Origin of the sequence: Nostoc sp. DedQUE08 (assembly GCF_034530895.1) — a bacterium.
Taxonomy (GTDB): Bacteria; Cyanobacteriota; Cyanobacteriia; order Cyanobacteriales; family Nostocaceae; genus Nostoc.
Window position 1 is genome coordinate 23,221 of record NZ_JAVRCD010000036.1, and the last position, 15,073, is coordinate 38,293.

13 protein-coding genes are annotated in these 15,073 nt (G+C 35.3%); 1 reads left to right on the top strand and 12 read right to left on the bottom strand.

Annotated features, from left to right (window positions below):
- The first annotated feature begins 686 nt into the window (after positions 1-686).
- Entirely contained in the window at positions 687-1,811 is a 1,125-nt protein-coding gene (locus tag RMY64_RS22410) for a glycoside hydrolase family 2 TIM barrel-domain containing protein (protein WP_322683848.1), read from the top strand.
- A gap of 282 nt (positions 1,812-2,093) precedes the next feature.
- Here RMY64_RS22410 and RMY64_RS22415 read toward each other — a convergent pair whose 3' ends face one another.
- The 12 genes from RMY64_RS22415 to RMY64_RS22470 form a co-directional block, all read right to left on the bottom strand.
- Positions 2,094-2,954 carry a glycosyltransferase gene (locus tag RMY64_RS22415; protein ID WP_322683847.1) on the bottom strand — a complete coding sequence of 287 codons (861 nt, stop codon included), beginning with the start codon at positions 2,952-2,954 and terminating at the stop codon, positions 2,094-2,096.
- A gap of 42 nt (positions 2,955-2,996) precedes the next feature.
- On the bottom strand, positions 2,997-3,977 hold the full coding sequence (locus tag RMY64_RS22420; RefSeq protein WP_322683846.1) for a hypothetical protein: 981 nt from the start codon (positions 3,975-3,977) through the stop codon (positions 2,997-2,999).
- Positions 3,978-4,145: 168 nt separating this feature from the next.
- Positions 4,146-4,886, bottom strand: coding sequence for a glycosyltransferase family 2 protein (locus RMY64_RS22425; protein ID WP_322683845.1), 741 nt, complete (start codon positions 4,884-4,886; stop codon positions 4,146-4,148).
- A gap of 25 nt (positions 4,887-4,911) precedes the next feature.
- On the bottom strand, positions 4,912-6,270 hold the full coding sequence (locus RMY64_RS22430) for a hypothetical protein (protein WP_322701138.1): 1,359 nt from the start codon (positions 6,268-6,270) through the stop codon (positions 4,912-4,914).
- A gap of 180 nt (positions 6,271-6,450) precedes the next feature.
- Complete coding sequence (locus RMY64_RS22435) at positions 6,451-7,713, bottom strand: glycosyltransferase family 4 protein (protein ID WP_322701139.1); 1,263 nt, start codon at positions 7,711-7,713, stop codon at positions 6,451-6,453.
- 38 nt (positions 7,714-7,751) lie between these two features.
- Complete coding sequence (locus RMY64_RS22440) at positions 7,752-8,669, bottom strand: glycosyltransferase family 2 protein (protein WP_322701140.1); 918 nt, start codon at positions 8,667-8,669, stop codon at positions 7,752-7,754.
- 158 nt (positions 8,670-8,827) lie between these two features.
- The gene (locus RMY64_RS22445) at positions 8,828-9,841 is read right to left on the bottom strand and encodes a glycosyltransferase family 2 protein (RefSeq protein WP_322701141.1); all 1,014 of its coding nucleotides are present in this window, start codon (positions 9,839-9,841) and stop codon (positions 8,828-8,830) included.
- A gap of 129 nt (positions 9,842-9,970) precedes the next feature.
- Positions 9,971-10,933 carry a glycosyltransferase family A protein gene (locus RMY64_RS22450; protein ID WP_322701142.1) on the bottom strand — a complete coding sequence of 321 codons (963 nt, stop codon included), beginning with the start codon at positions 10,931-10,933 and terminating at the stop codon, positions 9,971-9,973.
- Positions 10,926-11,963 carry a polysaccharide deacetylase family protein gene (locus RMY64_RS22455; protein WP_322683839.1) on the bottom strand — a complete coding sequence of 346 codons (1,038 nt, stop codon included), beginning with the start codon at positions 11,961-11,963 and terminating at the stop codon, positions 10,926-10,928. Before RMY64_RS22455 ends, RMY64_RS22450 begins: the two co-directional genes overlap by 8 nt.
- A gap of 4 nt (positions 11,964-11,967) precedes the next feature.
- Positions 11,968-12,696 (bottom strand): methyltransferase domain-containing protein, encoded by a 729-nt coding sequence (locus RMY64_RS22460; protein WP_322701143.1) that lies wholly within the window; start codon positions 12,694-12,696, stop codon positions 11,968-11,970.
- A 43-nt stretch (positions 12,697-12,739) separates the two neighbouring features.
- The gene (locus RMY64_RS22465) at positions 12,740-13,675 is read right to left on the bottom strand and encodes an SDR family oxidoreductase (RefSeq protein WP_322701144.1); all 936 of its coding nucleotides are present in this window, start codon (positions 13,673-13,675) and stop codon (positions 12,740-12,742) included.
- Positions 13,676-13,767: 92 nt separating this feature from the next.
- A complete protein-coding gene (locus RMY64_RS22470) occupies positions 13,768-15,003 on the bottom strand; it encodes a glycosyltransferase family 4 protein (protein WP_322701145.1) in 1,236 nt (411 codons plus the stop codon).
- Positions 15,004-15,073 lie beyond the last annotated feature (70 nt).

The window sequence follows — 15,073 nt, forward strand, 5'->3', positions numbered from 1 at the left end:
TCGTCGATGTTAAGTTGTTTTTGCTACTGGTAAAAGCATGTTAAAACTGACACTATAGGGAAAATAATTCTTAATTTGTGGTAGTTTAATCTGGAAATAGTCAGTATTAAGATTAAGGGTAAATGCTAAGAACAAAAGTTGTAAATTTAACTATTGATTCAATGCTACCCTATCTGCGATCGCAATTATTTTCGCTGTCACTTCGGCAAATGCGTTTCCAGAGAAAACATCAGCACTGTTATCAACCGAGCAAAGACTAGACCTCAAATACCAACTCTGGTATACAACAGTGAAGCCCGCCACTACGACCCAAATTAAATGTATAAATTTATACTTTTATTTTAATGTTACTTCTTAAAAAGGGACAGTGACTAAAGAAAGCATAACTGTTAGTGGTAGCGATCGCTTCAAATTCACTACAAAAAATGCTAACGCAGTGAAACTGTTACAAAATATTTATAATTCTAAATATTGCCAATGATTTTCAGAGAACCAGCATATATCACCAAAGGTGGACGTGACCAGTTTTATCGCGGACAAACGTTTGCTTACATCGCTACTAAGGTATGAGGTAGGTACTCAAATGTCCTTGAATAAGTTGCAATGATTCATAGATAATACCAAATATTGCCAAACCAATCAATGTGATGTTTAATTAAGCTTGTTCTTAAATTTAATATTTGATAATGATAACGCGACGTAAATTTATAGCTTTAATTCCTGGTTTTTTAGTAGCTAGTACTAGCAGCATACTTGTAAGTTTAAATCCCAAAAAATATTTAACTAATCGGAAACGAAGTTTACCGTTTTTCTTAGGTTGGTATGACAATATCAATAATATTGATGTACCAATCAAAGCATCTTCTAAAGGAATTGACTTATTAATGCCCTATGTTGAAAAAGAGAGCAAAGCAAAAATCCAGGCATTTTTGGATGCTTCTAAAAAAACACCAATAAAAATCCTGCTTGAGATTCCTCGTATTTTAATCGAATCAGAAAATATTTCTGGAGTGAAAGACTTTATTCGTACTTATAAAAACCATCCTTCCGTTTATGCTTGGTATCTTTATGATGAACCAGAAATAAAAAAACCTAGACCAATTTCTCCAAATTTGTTAAAAAAGGTATACAAAGCTATTAAGGAAGAAGATAAATCAAAGCCAGTGGCATTAGTTTTTACCAAAATAGAAAAAATTGAACCTTACAGCGATGCAATGGATATACTGATGTGGGATTGTTATCCTTGTAAATATGGAGTTGTAGAATTCCAATGGGTATCATTTTACCGAAAAGCACTCTACGAAGTCATTTCCCTTGCTGATGTTAAAAACAAAAAGTTTTGGAACGTAATACAAGCTTATAAAGGAAATCAGACCGATTTTCGATTACCAACAAAGTTAGAATTTCGCTATATGTTTTATTTATCAGTCCTGACAGGGGCTGATGGGTTGCTATTTTGGATACACTATCTCTCTTCACCTTCCTGGAATGAGTCAGTTTTGTATCCTACTATTAAAGAATTCCGAGATTACATTCCTGCAATCGTTAGAGGAGAAGATTTAAGTAATCCAGTACAAGTAAACAACCCAAATATAGAAGTTAAATTATTTCCTATTCCTAATACTACAAAATCTTTAATCATAGCTGTTAATCACACTTCGAGTCAAATAAATTTCGTAGTAAAACTAACTCAGAATTTAGCTGGTAAAATAATTACTTTTAATGAAAAAACTATTAATAACCTATTTCCTAATGCAAGTTTCAGTACTCGTTTAAATCCTTATGAAGTAAAGTTGTATCAAGTAAGATAAGTTAATAAGCTTAGTAACTAAATATAAGACATCTAAACTATTCAAACTTCTTATCCCATATCTCTTAACTCCGAGAAGTGGGGATGAAGAAGTTTGAGCTATGTGGCATAGTTAACTCTATCTTATGTTTAATTGCGTTATCCCACTTAGATATACAGTATGATAAATATTTTTTACGGAGATTAAATAGATATGATATTAAACCACTTTTTATGATGGTAATTAATATCTATAGTTTAAATATAATTAAATAGAAATCTAAGATTTCTATTTAACTAAAAATTAGCCAGCATTTTGATTAAAATTGCTCTGTTTTTTAAATTTTTTGTATCCCCAAACTTGCATTTTATAGGGAAGAATGCGAAATAGTAAAGACATTACTTTGAGAATATTTAATTTTAGTGAAAGAGTATTGTATTGATATCGTGCTTTAATTTGCTGTCCTAAAGCCGCAGACCTTCTACTGATAACGCCTGTATTTCTATAATAAAGTAAAGGTTCAGATAAATTTGAAATACCAACTCTCAATTTCAATGCTCTTGCCCACAATTCTAAATCACATTCAGAACGAAATTTCATGTTATAAAGTCCTGTTTTAGCAAAAACACTACTTCTAAACATCACAGATGGATGTATCAACGGATTTTGATAATGAAACAGTGCATGTATCTCCTGATTACATACAGGCATTATCCTAATTGAGCAATTTTCTCTTGGAAATTCATCCTCAAAGACAAAAGCCCAAGTACCTAAGATGTCAATATCTAAGTGACTTTCTAAAAAATCTATTTGTTTACTTAATCGCTCTGGATGTGCAATGTCATCAGAGTCCATTCTTGCGTAGTATGTAGATGAAGAGTTTAATATGGAGATATTAAGTGCATGAGCTAAACCCATGTTTTGAGAAATTAAGAGGTGTTTTATATGAGGATAAGTTGCAGTATATTCATTAACAGTTTCCTCCAAAATTTTTGAAACCAAACCATCCTGAATTAAATGAATTTCCTTTGCTGGTACACTTTGCCATAAGATAGAGTCAATAGCAGCACGAAGATGTGCAATATTGCTACCTTGGTAAAAAGGAATACCCACTGTAATGCTTGCTTGTATGTTGCTAGAAACTGTAGGTACTGTATTCGACATGGATGTATTTCACCTCTGTATATTTCAAAAACAAAAATATGTTTATAAAATTTCTTGCAAGGTTTTTGAAAGATAAGCTTCTGAATGATTTTCTTGGAAGTATCTTATTGCATCCCAATAGCGGGTTTCATAATCATTTATGTCCATACTAAATACATCATGGATGCATTTTGACATTGAGCTTTTGTCATTAAAATCAGTAAAAAAGACAAAACTTAGACCTTTTAAATATGAGAAAGTAGAAATATCATTAATAATTAAAAGCTTTCCATAACTCAAAGCCTCTGTCACCACACCACTTTGAGTTGAGAATGAGTAGGGAATCACAACAAAGTGGCTTAAACCAAGTAGGAAACTTTTAGCACTATTTGAAATGAAGCCAGGAAATCTAATTATTAGTTTTTCGTCGTAATTTACTTGTATGTTCCTCTCACTTCCACCCCGAATAAATCTCGCTTGTTTTGGGTAATCTGTGTTAATTATACTTGCTAGAGATAAAAATCCTTGAGGGTTTTTATCTCTATCTGCTCGACCTAACAATAAAAAAGTTTTTTCCTTATCCCAACTATACTTTAGTTGTGCTAAATTATTTTGTAAAATATTTTCTGGTATAGAAATAAATGATAAGTTTAACTTGTAAAGCTTATCATTATTAACGAAGTCTTTTGCTTTCAAAACTGCCTCATTGCTAGGCAATAATATTTTATCTCCTATATAGCCAAAAATTAAATGATATAAAAATACAATATCTGCTTTTAAAGGGTTAATTCTTCCTTTTTCAAATTTAGGCTCATGCATTAAATAAAAAACTTTTAATTTCTTATTTAATAATTTACTAATAGCTTTTAAAATTAAAGCTAATACTAAATAATCTAACTGAATTAAAAAGAAAAATACTGATATTTCTTCTTCCTTATTTATGCTCACGAACTGTTTGATTAATGACCAAACCTCTCGTAAAGTGACGGAATACAAGTATTTTACAGAATAACTAGCTATATCAGAATCAGTATTTAGTGTCATTGCTTTGTAAAAAGATTCTGAGCAATGATGCACTCTGGGATTTTTCGGTCTAAAAAGATATATTATATGCATAATTCACAAATGGATAAAAACGCGGTGATTTCAAAAATAAATATTTGAGATGACTGAAGTCTTAGTAAATATTCGCTAATATAATTTTGGATTTATTCACTTTTTTTTTGATGCAAAAGGTGAATCAATTTTGAGATAGTTTTTAAATAAAATTAATGTATTTAAAATGCTAACTATCAATTTTTCATGTATTTTATTAGCGTAAATCAAACGTATTTGTGAATGTTCACTAATTCTCTTTTGAGTTTGGCTAGAAATACCTCCAGGTTCGCGTATTGATATTACTGTAGGTAAATAAAAGATTGTTATATTTTTAAGCATTCGTAAAAATAACTCGTAATCCATAGAAATTTTGAGAGATTCATTGTATTTGTAATTCTTATGTAGAGAAGTTTCACAGAAAAACCCCTGGTGTGGTAAAAACATAAAGTATTTTAGAAATTTCGATGAAAGTTGCGGCGGACGATAAAATATGGTTTCTCCAGCAAAACTTGTAGTGACGGTGACACCAATAGCACATTTCCATTTATGTTGCATATAGCTTTGCACAACTTCAGAAATCACTGTTTTGGAAAAGAATACATCTCCAGAGTTTAAGAAGAAAATTAAATCCCCATTACTTTTTTGTAACCCTTTATTAAATGCGCTAGATATCCCATTATCTAGTTCTGACAAATAAATATAATTTTTAGAATGGGTATATGAATCTAAAAACTCTTTACTTCCATCATCAGAATCTCCGTCAATAATAATATGCTCTATTATTTTATAGTCTTGTTCTTTGACTGATTGTAAGGTTTTTTGCAATCCTTGGTAATTATTTTTGGATATCGTCACTATCGATACTTGGCAATTATTCATATTAGTTATGATTAATTAGGTTTAATAAAAACTGATAAAAAAGGTAAAAATATTCACTGATTGGTGTAGTTAGCGGTTCACCATTCCAAAAAGTTAGGTAGCTTTGAGGAAGTGTGATACTAACAAAAAAGTAAATCATCCTGAAAACAATTGCCAATATAAATATCAAAGTATCATAGCTATAGGCACCATTAAGTTTGTCTGAAGAGAGAGCGATAATATAAAAAAAACCAGGTATGCAAAAAAATATACTGGTAATTCTCAAATTAAATCCATATGTTAAAGATCCAAAATAAAGTAAGAAAAGCAAAAAGAATGTTGTAATCCATCTTATATATCTTCTATTTGTTTTGCTATATACTCTATTTATTTTGCTTAGATCGGTTCTCAAGATAAATATAGAGATAATAATATAATCAAGAATAGGACGTATTTGATTTTTAATTTTATCTCCAAAACTGTAGTCATCACCGCCACCGCCATAAATATCGATTCTCTGAGATACAGAACCATCAAAAGATGACAATGAACTTGTCAAATCTAGCAGTGATTTCATTATTACTGATGAAAATAAAAGTATCGAGCTAAAACAAATAATAATACTAAATCTATTATTCAAATATTTAGAAAATGATTTGAATGGATTTAATGCATTAATAAATTTATACTTGAATAGTCCAGGTAATATGCCAAAAGTATACATTAAAGAAGATTTGTGTGTCCAATAACCGACATATATACAAAGACAAGCAATAACAAAATTATCAACATAAATAGCAGGTATTATAAATATCCATGAATAAATTTGTCTCATCCAAAATAGTTGAAAATAGTATCCTTGAGTCGTGACATTAATTAATATGATTAATGGATAAAATTCGGGCATAAATAGTATGGCGAAAACGGTGAAAGCCGTATTCATGGTCAAAGATTGAAGGAATAAAAAACTCAGCTGACTAGGCCCTATTAATACACTCAAATATTTAGGCAAAATGAAAGAGACTGGTTCTAGTTCGATATCTGGAATAGTCAACCCTGTTTCTTTCTGAAGCGAAGAATAAATATCAAGATATACAATTGTATCTTGAAATGGCTCAAAGCTAGCTATATATGTAGTAATTGTAAATAAAACTAGTAAGATTGGAAATATATTAAGTATACATTTTTGGTTTCCTACTATTTGATTTTGGGAAACGTTAATTTGGCAATATGCAAGTATAAAAACTACACCTAATAACGGAATAATAGCCCAAATAGCTAGACCAAATATAAAAATAAAATTTTTAAAATTGCCAAACAAAGAAAAAACTTTATGTATTGAATGGATTTTATTTTTTTCTGGGATGAATTTAAGAAGCATAATTTTTAGATATTAGAAGTGCAACATTATCACCTCTATAGACTCAAAAGCCTTACACTTTCTCTGGGAGGTTGCTAAACGAATTTGATGAGACTCTGTTACGAAGCTAGTATTTATCAAGCTGCGTAAATTCTAAATCTACAGTGGGGCTTTTTCAACAAGCCCTATATAGTTACTCACTCACTTTTTTTGTATATTCATTGCTTCCTTATAAACCGCAACGTACTGCTGTGCGATCCGAACTGGGTCAAACATATATTCTGCATGACGACGGGCTGCTAAACTAAGAGATTTACTTTCCTTTTGTTGTTGTAGAACCCATTGAATTCCTGTTGCTAAATCTTCTGCTTCGTATGGTTGTGCCAAATAGCCTGACACTTTATGCTGAATTAAATCAGGCATTCCTCCAATTTTGAAAGCAACAGTAGGAGTACCACAAGCTATTGCCTCAACAACTGTATTCGGTAAGTTATCTTGTCTAGAAGGTGCAACAAAGACATCAGCAGCAGAATAGAGTAGAGCGAGAGAAATATCATCAGCAAGATGTCCTGTATATCGAAGTGGGAAACCAAATTTAGGAACTTGTGGCGGACGTGACTGTCCAAAAATTACTATTTCAATTTCTATATCTTTTGACTTTTGATTTTCCAGAAAACTGGTAGCTTGTAATAATAAATCCATACCTTTGCGAGGATCGTTAGTTCCGCCCAAGGCACCAAATAAAATTAACGATCGCTGTTGAGGTAAATTCAAAAGCTGTCGTGCTAATGTTTTTTCAATCGGGCGAAAGCTATCTAAATCTAAGGGATATGGGATGACTGAGACGGGACAATCTGCCATCAATGCACTATTGCGAACGCAATCTGCTAGCCAGTTACTAGGACACACAATATGGAAAGGATATTTCCAGTTACGTTGCTTGCGTTCCCAAGTCCAACGATTTAAATCGAAACCAGACTCGTCTTGTGGACGATTGTCTGCTCGATAACCCTCACGCCAGCGAGCATTAAGTCCATCGTTTGTATAGTGCTCTGCTCCACAAAATGCCCACATATCGTGAAACGTCCACACTATCGGTTTACGAATCTGACCAATTTCACTAATGGATAAAGTCTCTGCACCTACCCAATGAAGATTTATCACATCTGCATCAGAGGCATGGAAAGATTTTACCCAATTAGAAGGAAGAAGTCCAGCCGAATAACGCGTTGGATCGGAACTTTTGATGGTTTTTTTGGCTAATAAACCAATACCTGTGCGAATTTCTGTTGTTATTCTTCCGATTTTTAATGAATTACCTCTAACTGTTGGATCGTCAGAAATTTTTGACAAAACTTGCATTCGAGAGTCTATTTCTGCCTGTAACAAACAACGATGAATCCGGTAAGCTGCACGAGCAGCACCTCCAGATAAATCAGAATAACTAGTATGAATAATTTGCATAAGTAGATTCAATGGTTAAACATTAATAGATCGACAAATTATTTGAAATTTTTGAATGTTTTTCTGAGCTTTCTCTGGACACGTTTCAAGAGACTTGGCATATAAACATGTTCTCTTGTGAAGCGATCGGCTTGGCGATCTGGGATCGTGAAGGGCGGATGTTGTAATGGAAATTGCACGGCTTGTGTCGGAACATTGGAGCGTGGATCGCCTCGATCTGTTGTATTGGTTCCATCCAGATCGAATCCCAGATTGCTAATCAAATTAACTGTGGGGATAATGCTCAAGGCATTTTGTAACCAGGAACAGAGCATCCATTGATAGTCCCAAGTATCAAAACCATCATAGGTAGATTGAAATTGGTTTTGCCAAAATTGGACTTCTCTGGAATCTCTAAGAATGTCTTCCAGCCAGCCCTCGTCGCGAATGGTTGACCATTTTTTCATTTCCAGATCGTAATGTTGCCATGCCCTACGCCAGGTTGCCCATCCCCATGTTCGGGCATAAATCGAAAAGTAATAGCTATCCTGAGTCTGCCGATTTCTAGGATTGCCCAAGGGGGTATTATCTCCAGAAATTGTCATAACCCGCTCATCATGACGGTAATACCTCAATAATTCTTCGCAATAGGGAAAAAAAGTCGGATGAGGTAAACAGTCGTCTTCCAGAAGAATAGCTTCTTCAACGATGTCAAATACCCAAGAAAAAGCAGTAGCTTCCCGCTGCTTCATTCCCATATTGATGTCAGAATAATTGGTTAAGACTTCGCAAGGCCAGTCTACGCGATCGATAATTGATCGCGTTTCAGCACATTTTTCGGACTCTCCAGCTCGATTTACACGAGGCCCATCCGCTGCAACTAAGAGCATCGGTGGACGCGCTTGGCGAATAGCCTCAAACACTTTTGCGGTTCTATCTGGGCGATTGAAAATGATGAACGCAACTGGAGTTTGCATTTTGACAATACCTTTCTTCCTGAAAGTTGATATACGAGATGATGCGTTTGTACAGTGCGTAAGTTTTAAAGTCGCCAAACAATAAACAAGTCTGGAAGGATTTTAATGACTGGAGTGACTATCTCATTACCTTCCACAATTGGTATTATTTAGTTTATTTAACTTCGATAAAATGACAGGGAACGTTTCAATCCAGCTTGAGTAGCAAAGTAAATAAAATATGCCATAACCTTTGGTGAAATACTGCATTTAAATGCCTCTTGAATTTGTGCGATCGCAGCAGACAAATCGCCAATCATCAGCATATTTTGGGCTGTTCTGAGAGCACAGATTGCCGAGTGTTTTTTATTGGCATCGATCAGGCGATCGACTGTTGATTGTGGCAGATAAGCAGGCAAATAAGACTGTACAATTTCCAAGCCATTGCGTACCTCTTGGATGTTTTTACCTGTACGCACAGTTTGTCCAGTATTAGATACAGAATGTAGCCGATAAATAGCTAGTGGCTCAACTTCGTACCATACAGGGTATTGTGCGGCAATTCGCACCCACATTTCCCAGTCTTCATAATAAAAACGAAACCGATGGTCAAAACTACCTAACTTTTCATATACTTGTCGGCGAACGACAATAGAGGGAGTTTGAATATATTGTTTGACTATAATTTTTTCCAACCAATTATCAATTGTGCCGCTTTGAGGTTGTAATATCTCAGAAAAGTGTCGCCAGTGCCCTGTCTCATCCATAAAGATGTGACGACAGAAAGCGGCTCCTATTTCCGGCTGAGTATCAAATGTTTGTTGCATCTTGCGATAAAAGCCTTCCCGAACGCAATCATCACCATGCAAAAGATGGATGAGTTTGCCACGCGATCGCTGTAGGCAGGTGGTAAAGTTCTTAACGTGTCCAACATTCTCTGGCTGGCGATAAAAACTAACGCGATCGCCTGCTAATTCTTTAACAATAGCTTCAGGATCGTCTTTGGTGGAGTGGTCATCAACCACCTCTATTTGCATTATCTCTGGCCCTGGGTCTTGTGATAACACACTCGTCAGTGTTTCGCGCAGATAGTTTGCACAGTTGTAAGTGGGAATCATCACTGACCATAAAGGTCGCGGTTCTCCATCGGGGACAGGTTGAATAACAGATCGAAAAGGGTATAGCTCATTCATAATAATTGGCTTTTCGTTAGTTCAGATGTTCAGTTAATTTGTTTTTTTATTGCTGTAATCAAATAATTTCTTCAAGTCATTGTGAAAAACTATCTGTCAATTAGTTCTGGACAGATCGCTAGGTCTCTGCTAAGTACGTCTAAATATGAATTTCACAATTTTTTTTATACTCCTCGTAAAAGATTGAGCAACATTTGGAAAAAATTGCAACAAGTAGAAGATTTGTGGGTGCTGATAAGGCCATAATGCTTTATTTAAAGCTTGCAAAATCTCAGTATCCTGGTATCCTTGTTCGCACAAATATTTCTCTAACCAGGTCAAGAAAGTTAAGTGGGTAGGATTTGGTTTGAGTGGATTGTATTGTGCTGAAGCTTGTGCAACATAACAGGAGCTTTTTGTGTGTTGTCGATACCTATCCCAACAGCCACTTTCTACAAAGACAGATGCTTTGACACAGACTTTGGCAAAGAAGGCTTGATCTTCAAACATTCCTCGGAAGGACTCCTCAAAGCCACCGACATCTTGAACGAGTTTGCGACGTATGAGGACGCTACAGGTGCCTGGTGTTTCGGCTTTGCCTTTCAAAAACAACTTGAGCAGTGTTGGCGGTTTTAGTAGGGTATCAGGTTTTACACCTAGAGTTCGTTGGCGATCGCGCTTCGCATCTTCAGGATTACCCGTCCAGCTAAACCACATCAGAGTGGAGCCATAAACCATACCTGCTTCGGGGTGAGCTTCTAATATTGCTACCTGCTTCTCCAGTTTTTGCGGCAACCAGATATCATCTGCATCTAGTAAAGCAATATATTCACCTTTTGCATGGCGAATTCCCAGATTACGCGTTGCGCTCATACCGCGATTTTGATGACCTTCATGCTCCAAATAGCGCACTTTGTTAGGGTGTTGTTGGGCATATCGCAACGCAATGGCTGTACTCTTGTCGGCTGAACCGTCATCTGCCAACGAAAGTTCCCAATTGTCATAGGTTTGAGCAAAAATGCTTTCTATTGCTTCTATAAAGAAATTTTCAACAGCGTTCAAAAAGATGATGATGCAGGAAACTAATGGTTTCTTATTTATCTGTTCAACCATGAAACCACCTCGCTAATTGCTTGGTAAATTCTTCCCCATTCCAGTTTTCAATCCCGAAGCGAGGCAATTGAAAACTGTTGCTCTGTCGCCAGACTATGTCTTTAGTTGTAGTGCAAGCACAGTCAAATCCAATAGTTTGAGCCAACTCAAGGGTTTGTTGAGTGTAATTACCAAATGGATAGGAAAAACTTGTTATGGGACGATTGAGCATCTCCTCTAAAGTAGCTTTGCTTTGCTGGATTTCATATCTTTGTAATTCTGTTGATTGTGCTGAAAGAAATGGATGGGTAACTGTGTGAGCGCCAATTTCTACTAAATCTCCTTGCCCCAAAGCACACACCTCTTCCAGTAAAAGGGAGCGGTGAGTCTTACGTACAGTAGATTTGGCATTAGCCCAAATTACTAACTCGTCTAGAGCTTTTAAACATTCCCCTTCCGGTAAAGGTAGTAATACTTGCCAAATTGAGTAATAGAAAGACATTCGAGAACCGGGTTTAGCTTCCCAAGCTTTAGAAGTGCGATCGCTTTGATAGTCTTGTTGAGTGTAATTGGCGGCTTGACCCAGCTCCCAGTGACAAAGGCTACCATTAATATTCAAAGAAAGTTTCTCTGGTAATTTGCCTGGTTGCAAAAGTAGCCTTTCTAACTCGTCCCACCAAAACTCACGCTCTTTTCCTATGTAGCCAGTACTTACGAAAACTGTGGCTGGAATGCTATAGCGCTCAAGTATTGGTTTGGCATGATGGAGATTGTCTGCATAACCGTCATCAAAGGTGACAACCACTGCTCGCTCTGGAATGTTGTCATCTCGCTGCGCTTGCGCGAATTGCTTGAGGCTAAGAGGTTGGTAATATTTTTGCAAAACTTCTAGTTGCTCGGCAAAGTTTTGGGGAGTTACGCACAGACTCCAGGGGTCTAATTCTACCTCAGCGACGCGATGGTACATCAAAATCAGCCCCTTAGAGGATGCTAAATTTTTTTGGAACCGTCGAATTGTTCGCTTCAATTTGTCACTTCCAGGTATTTTCATTCCATCACCTCATATCAGGTTTCACTGCTCTAACGGTGATAGTTACCTCGTAGCTACGATCATGATAATCTAGCTTTCCCTTGGGTATATCTTGAACTACCAATCCTTGAAGAAAAGCTGTGGCTGCCAAAGCATTTCCGTGGGTTTCGACTTGAATATTCTCCTTAGGGAAAACCTCCTCAAACAGTCGCTGTGCAGATAGGGCTGTAAAATTCCAACACCAGCAACTGTTCCATTCCTCATCTTTGAGTGGTGTGATTCCCGGAAACGTAGCCAGAACAACACCTCCTGGTTTCATAATTCTGTAGGCTGTTAAGAGCGCTAGTCGCACTTCGTAAATTAGCTGAAGCGTCTGAACCAGTATAAAGCAGTCAAATGTATTTGATGGTATATGTTCCGCATCTGTTAGGTCTGCGATGATTGTTGCATTGGGGTTATCTTTAACGTGCAATACATCGCTTTTAGTAACGCGATCGCCTCCAAATTCCTGAGTATAATAGTTATCTCCAATTTCTAATACGTGCCCATGAATATCATTTGAATAGCGACCCAAAAAATTCTCAATATAGTAGCGATCAATTGGTTTTCCTTGCTCAAAACCCCAACCTGAATTTATAGGTTTTAAGCTTTGCAGAGTACCCAGTCGTACCTTATTATATTGAGACTTTAGCCAGTGGTGGGTAGGAGATGGTAATATCTTTTGGACGATTAGTTTTAACTGTTCTTTGTTCATCAGAAAAAATTATTTTAATGAATATGGCTTTTTTTAATAAGAGCTATATGCCCAACAGTTCTGCATAACTCCAATTTGCATAAACACGGACACCCCGTTCTAAAGATAAAAAATCGGTTATTCCTAGACTTCCTAATTTTGTAACATCAGCTTGCCAATTAATGGGGGTTCCAACAGGAACCATTCCATCAAACTCAACACTACCTTTGTAGTCTAAGGATTTAAACACCATCTCCGCTAGTTCTGAAATTGTAACTTCTCTTCCACTTGCGAAATTATATGTTTCTCCTTGCATTGGTGCAGAAGTTGCTACTAATAATAAAGCTTTGGCAATGTCGAGTACATGAATAAAATCACGGCTTTCTTTGCCAGTTCCTTGTAACTTAACTATGGGTTGATAAATTGCTTGTCGGCAAATATCCCAAAGGACTTGACGGCGTAAACCCGGGCCATAAGCAGAAAAAATTCGTACACTTGCAGTTGGTAAATCATAAACTTTGCTAAATTCTAAACATAGTTGTTCGCTTTGTAACTTATGAAATCCATAAGGAGAAATGGGGTTACAGCGTTGAGTTTCTCCAATAGGTAATGACTCTGGATTTCCATAAATAGCTGCACTAGAAAGAAAAATAAATCGACATCTAGGGGCATTAATTCGCAACGCATTTAAAATTTCAAAAGTTAAAGCTGTGTTAGATTGAAAGTCAACATCGGGTTCTATAATCGATAAGCCAACAGAGGCACGCCCTGCACAATGAATGCAAATGTTAGGAGAATATTCCTTTAATAAGTTATTTAAAGAGGGGTCGGGTAATTTGAGACGATGATAGGCTGTTAAGTTGTGAAGGGGAGCATTTTCAGGAGGCGAATTATCAACGCCTATTACCGACCAACCTTGCTCTGAGAAATACCGAGCAACGTAACGACCAATAAATCCTGCTACCCCAGTAACTAAAACTGATTGATGGAAAGTAGTCATTTTGGTTATGCTCTAATAACTAGTGTTTGACAATTTTTCTAAATTGAGATAAATGAATTTTGATAATTATCTCAATATTTAAAGTTAAATATTTACATATCTAAAACAGTTTTTGTCCACCAATCTTTTCGAGTATTAGCAAAATTAAAAGCATCTTCTAAGATGCGGTTACTTAATTGCTCTAAGACTTCTTTTCTCGATAAAGTATCACAAATATAAGCTGCTGCTTCGTCAGGGCTATTAATATCTAAAATTGGCAAGCCAGATAAATATGGTAATGCTTTCAGACAAGGCTCAGTTGCAAAGAAAGGAATTCCATAAGAAATACATTCAACTAATTTCATTTTCACTGAAAAATCATTATCAATAGGACATATAAAAATATCGGAAGTCTGAAACAAAACCTCAAGCTGTTCTTTAGGAATAAAACCAGGAATATGAACGTTACTTTCTATAGTCCAATCTTTGGGTATATTATTAAAATCTGTACCAGCAATCACAATTTTTATTTTATTATTTAGTTTTAATAATCTCGGAGATAATTCATAAATTAGCCATTTTACAGCTAAGAAATTGAAATAGAAATTAATATTACCAGCAAAGAAAACTGTCTTTGAATTTGTATAACGCCAGCCGACGACTTTAGGCGGGAGTATTTGTGAATTGATCGATGCTTTTTTATTAGCTAGTAAATAATTGGGAATATCTGCTTCGGACATAAATATACATTTATCAGCCAATTCACAGACTTTTTTCTCAAAATCCTTTAGTCTTAAATAACTAATAAAAATACTAAATTTAGATTTGTAATTGAACCAATTATAGGGAGCAAGAGCTTTAAAAAATTCTGCTTCTTTATCAGTTGCAAGATATATCTTTTTTTGTTTAAGTTTAAGGAAATTTTTAAACCATAAAATACTATATAGCTGTTCAACAATAACAACTTTAATCGAGAGTTGTTCGCAGAGTTCAGTTAAATATTCAGAAACATGTTTTGCTCGATCCCAATTGTAGTACGTTACATTCTGAAAGCTAAAAGTCGAGCGTAATTTATACACTAATCTTTTATATATTTTTACTACTTCTTTTAAAAAATTTTCTTTTGTTGTAGAAGGGCTTAATCGAGTAGTTAAGTAATATTTAACTTTTAAATTTTCTAATTGTGTTTTAGTTTGTAATTGATTACTTTCGTTACAAGTAACGGCAACATAAAGGTTGATATCTTCTATCTGAGATAGTTGAAAAATATCATTTAAAAGTGCCATTCCACAACCATTATTAGGGTCTAAAGGATAACTTGTGAAATAAAGAACATTTTGCTTTTCCATGCCTTCTCTCTTATCTATCTTGTATCAAAAGTGATGTCTAGTGATGTCTTTTTTTGTATTGAATAAACAT

What these genes read in the sequence shown, in the direction of transcription:
- RMY64_RS22420 (WP_322683846.1), bottom strand. Translation starts at nt 3,977, where the DNA reads ATGACACTAAATACTGATTCTGATATAGCTAGTTATTCTGTAAAATAC.
- RMY64_RS22415 (WP_322683847.1), bottom strand. Translation starts at nt 2,954, where the DNA reads ATGTCGAATACAGTACCTACAGTTTCTAGCAACATACAAGCAAGCATT.
- RMY64_RS22430 (WP_322701138.1), bottom strand. Translation starts at nt 6,270, where the DNA reads ATGCTTCTTAAATTCATCCCAGAAAAAAATAAAATCCATTCAATACAT.
- RMY64_RS22460 (WP_322701143.1), bottom strand. Translation starts at nt 12,696, where the DNA reads ATGAACAAAGAACAGTTAAAACTAATCGTCCAAAAGATATTACCATCT.
- RMY64_RS22440 (WP_322701140.1), bottom strand. Translation starts at nt 8,669, where the DNA reads ATGCAAACTCCAGTTGCGTTCATCATTTTCAATCGCCCAGATAGAACC.
- RMY64_RS22445 (WP_322701141.1), bottom strand. Translation starts at nt 9,841, where the DNA reads ATGAATGAGCTATACCCTTTTCGATCTGTTATTCAACCTGTCCCCGAT.
- RMY64_RS22435 (WP_322701139.1), bottom strand. Translation starts at nt 7,713, where the DNA reads ATGCAAATTATTCATACTAGTTATTCTGATTTATCTGGAGGTGCTGCT.
- RMY64_RS22465 (WP_322701144.1), bottom strand. Translation starts at nt 13,675, where the DNA reads ATGACTACTTTCCATCAATCAGTTTTAGTTACTGGGGTAGCAGGATTT.
- RMY64_RS22470 (WP_322701145.1), bottom strand. Translation starts at nt 15,003, where the DNA reads ATGGAAAAGCAAAATGTTCTTTATTTCACAAGTTATCCTTTAGACCCT.
- RMY64_RS22410 (WP_322683848.1), top strand. Translation starts at nt 687, where the DNA reads ATGATAACGCGACGTAAATTTATAGCTTTAATTCCTGGTTTTTTAGTA.
- RMY64_RS22450 (WP_322701142.1), bottom strand. Translation starts at nt 10,933, where the DNA reads ATGGTTGAACAGATAAATAAGAAACCATTAGTTTCCTGCATCATCATC.
- RMY64_RS22455 (WP_322683839.1), bottom strand. Translation starts at nt 11,963, where the DNA reads ATGAAAATACCTGGAAGTGACAAATTGAAGCGAACAATTCGACGGTTC.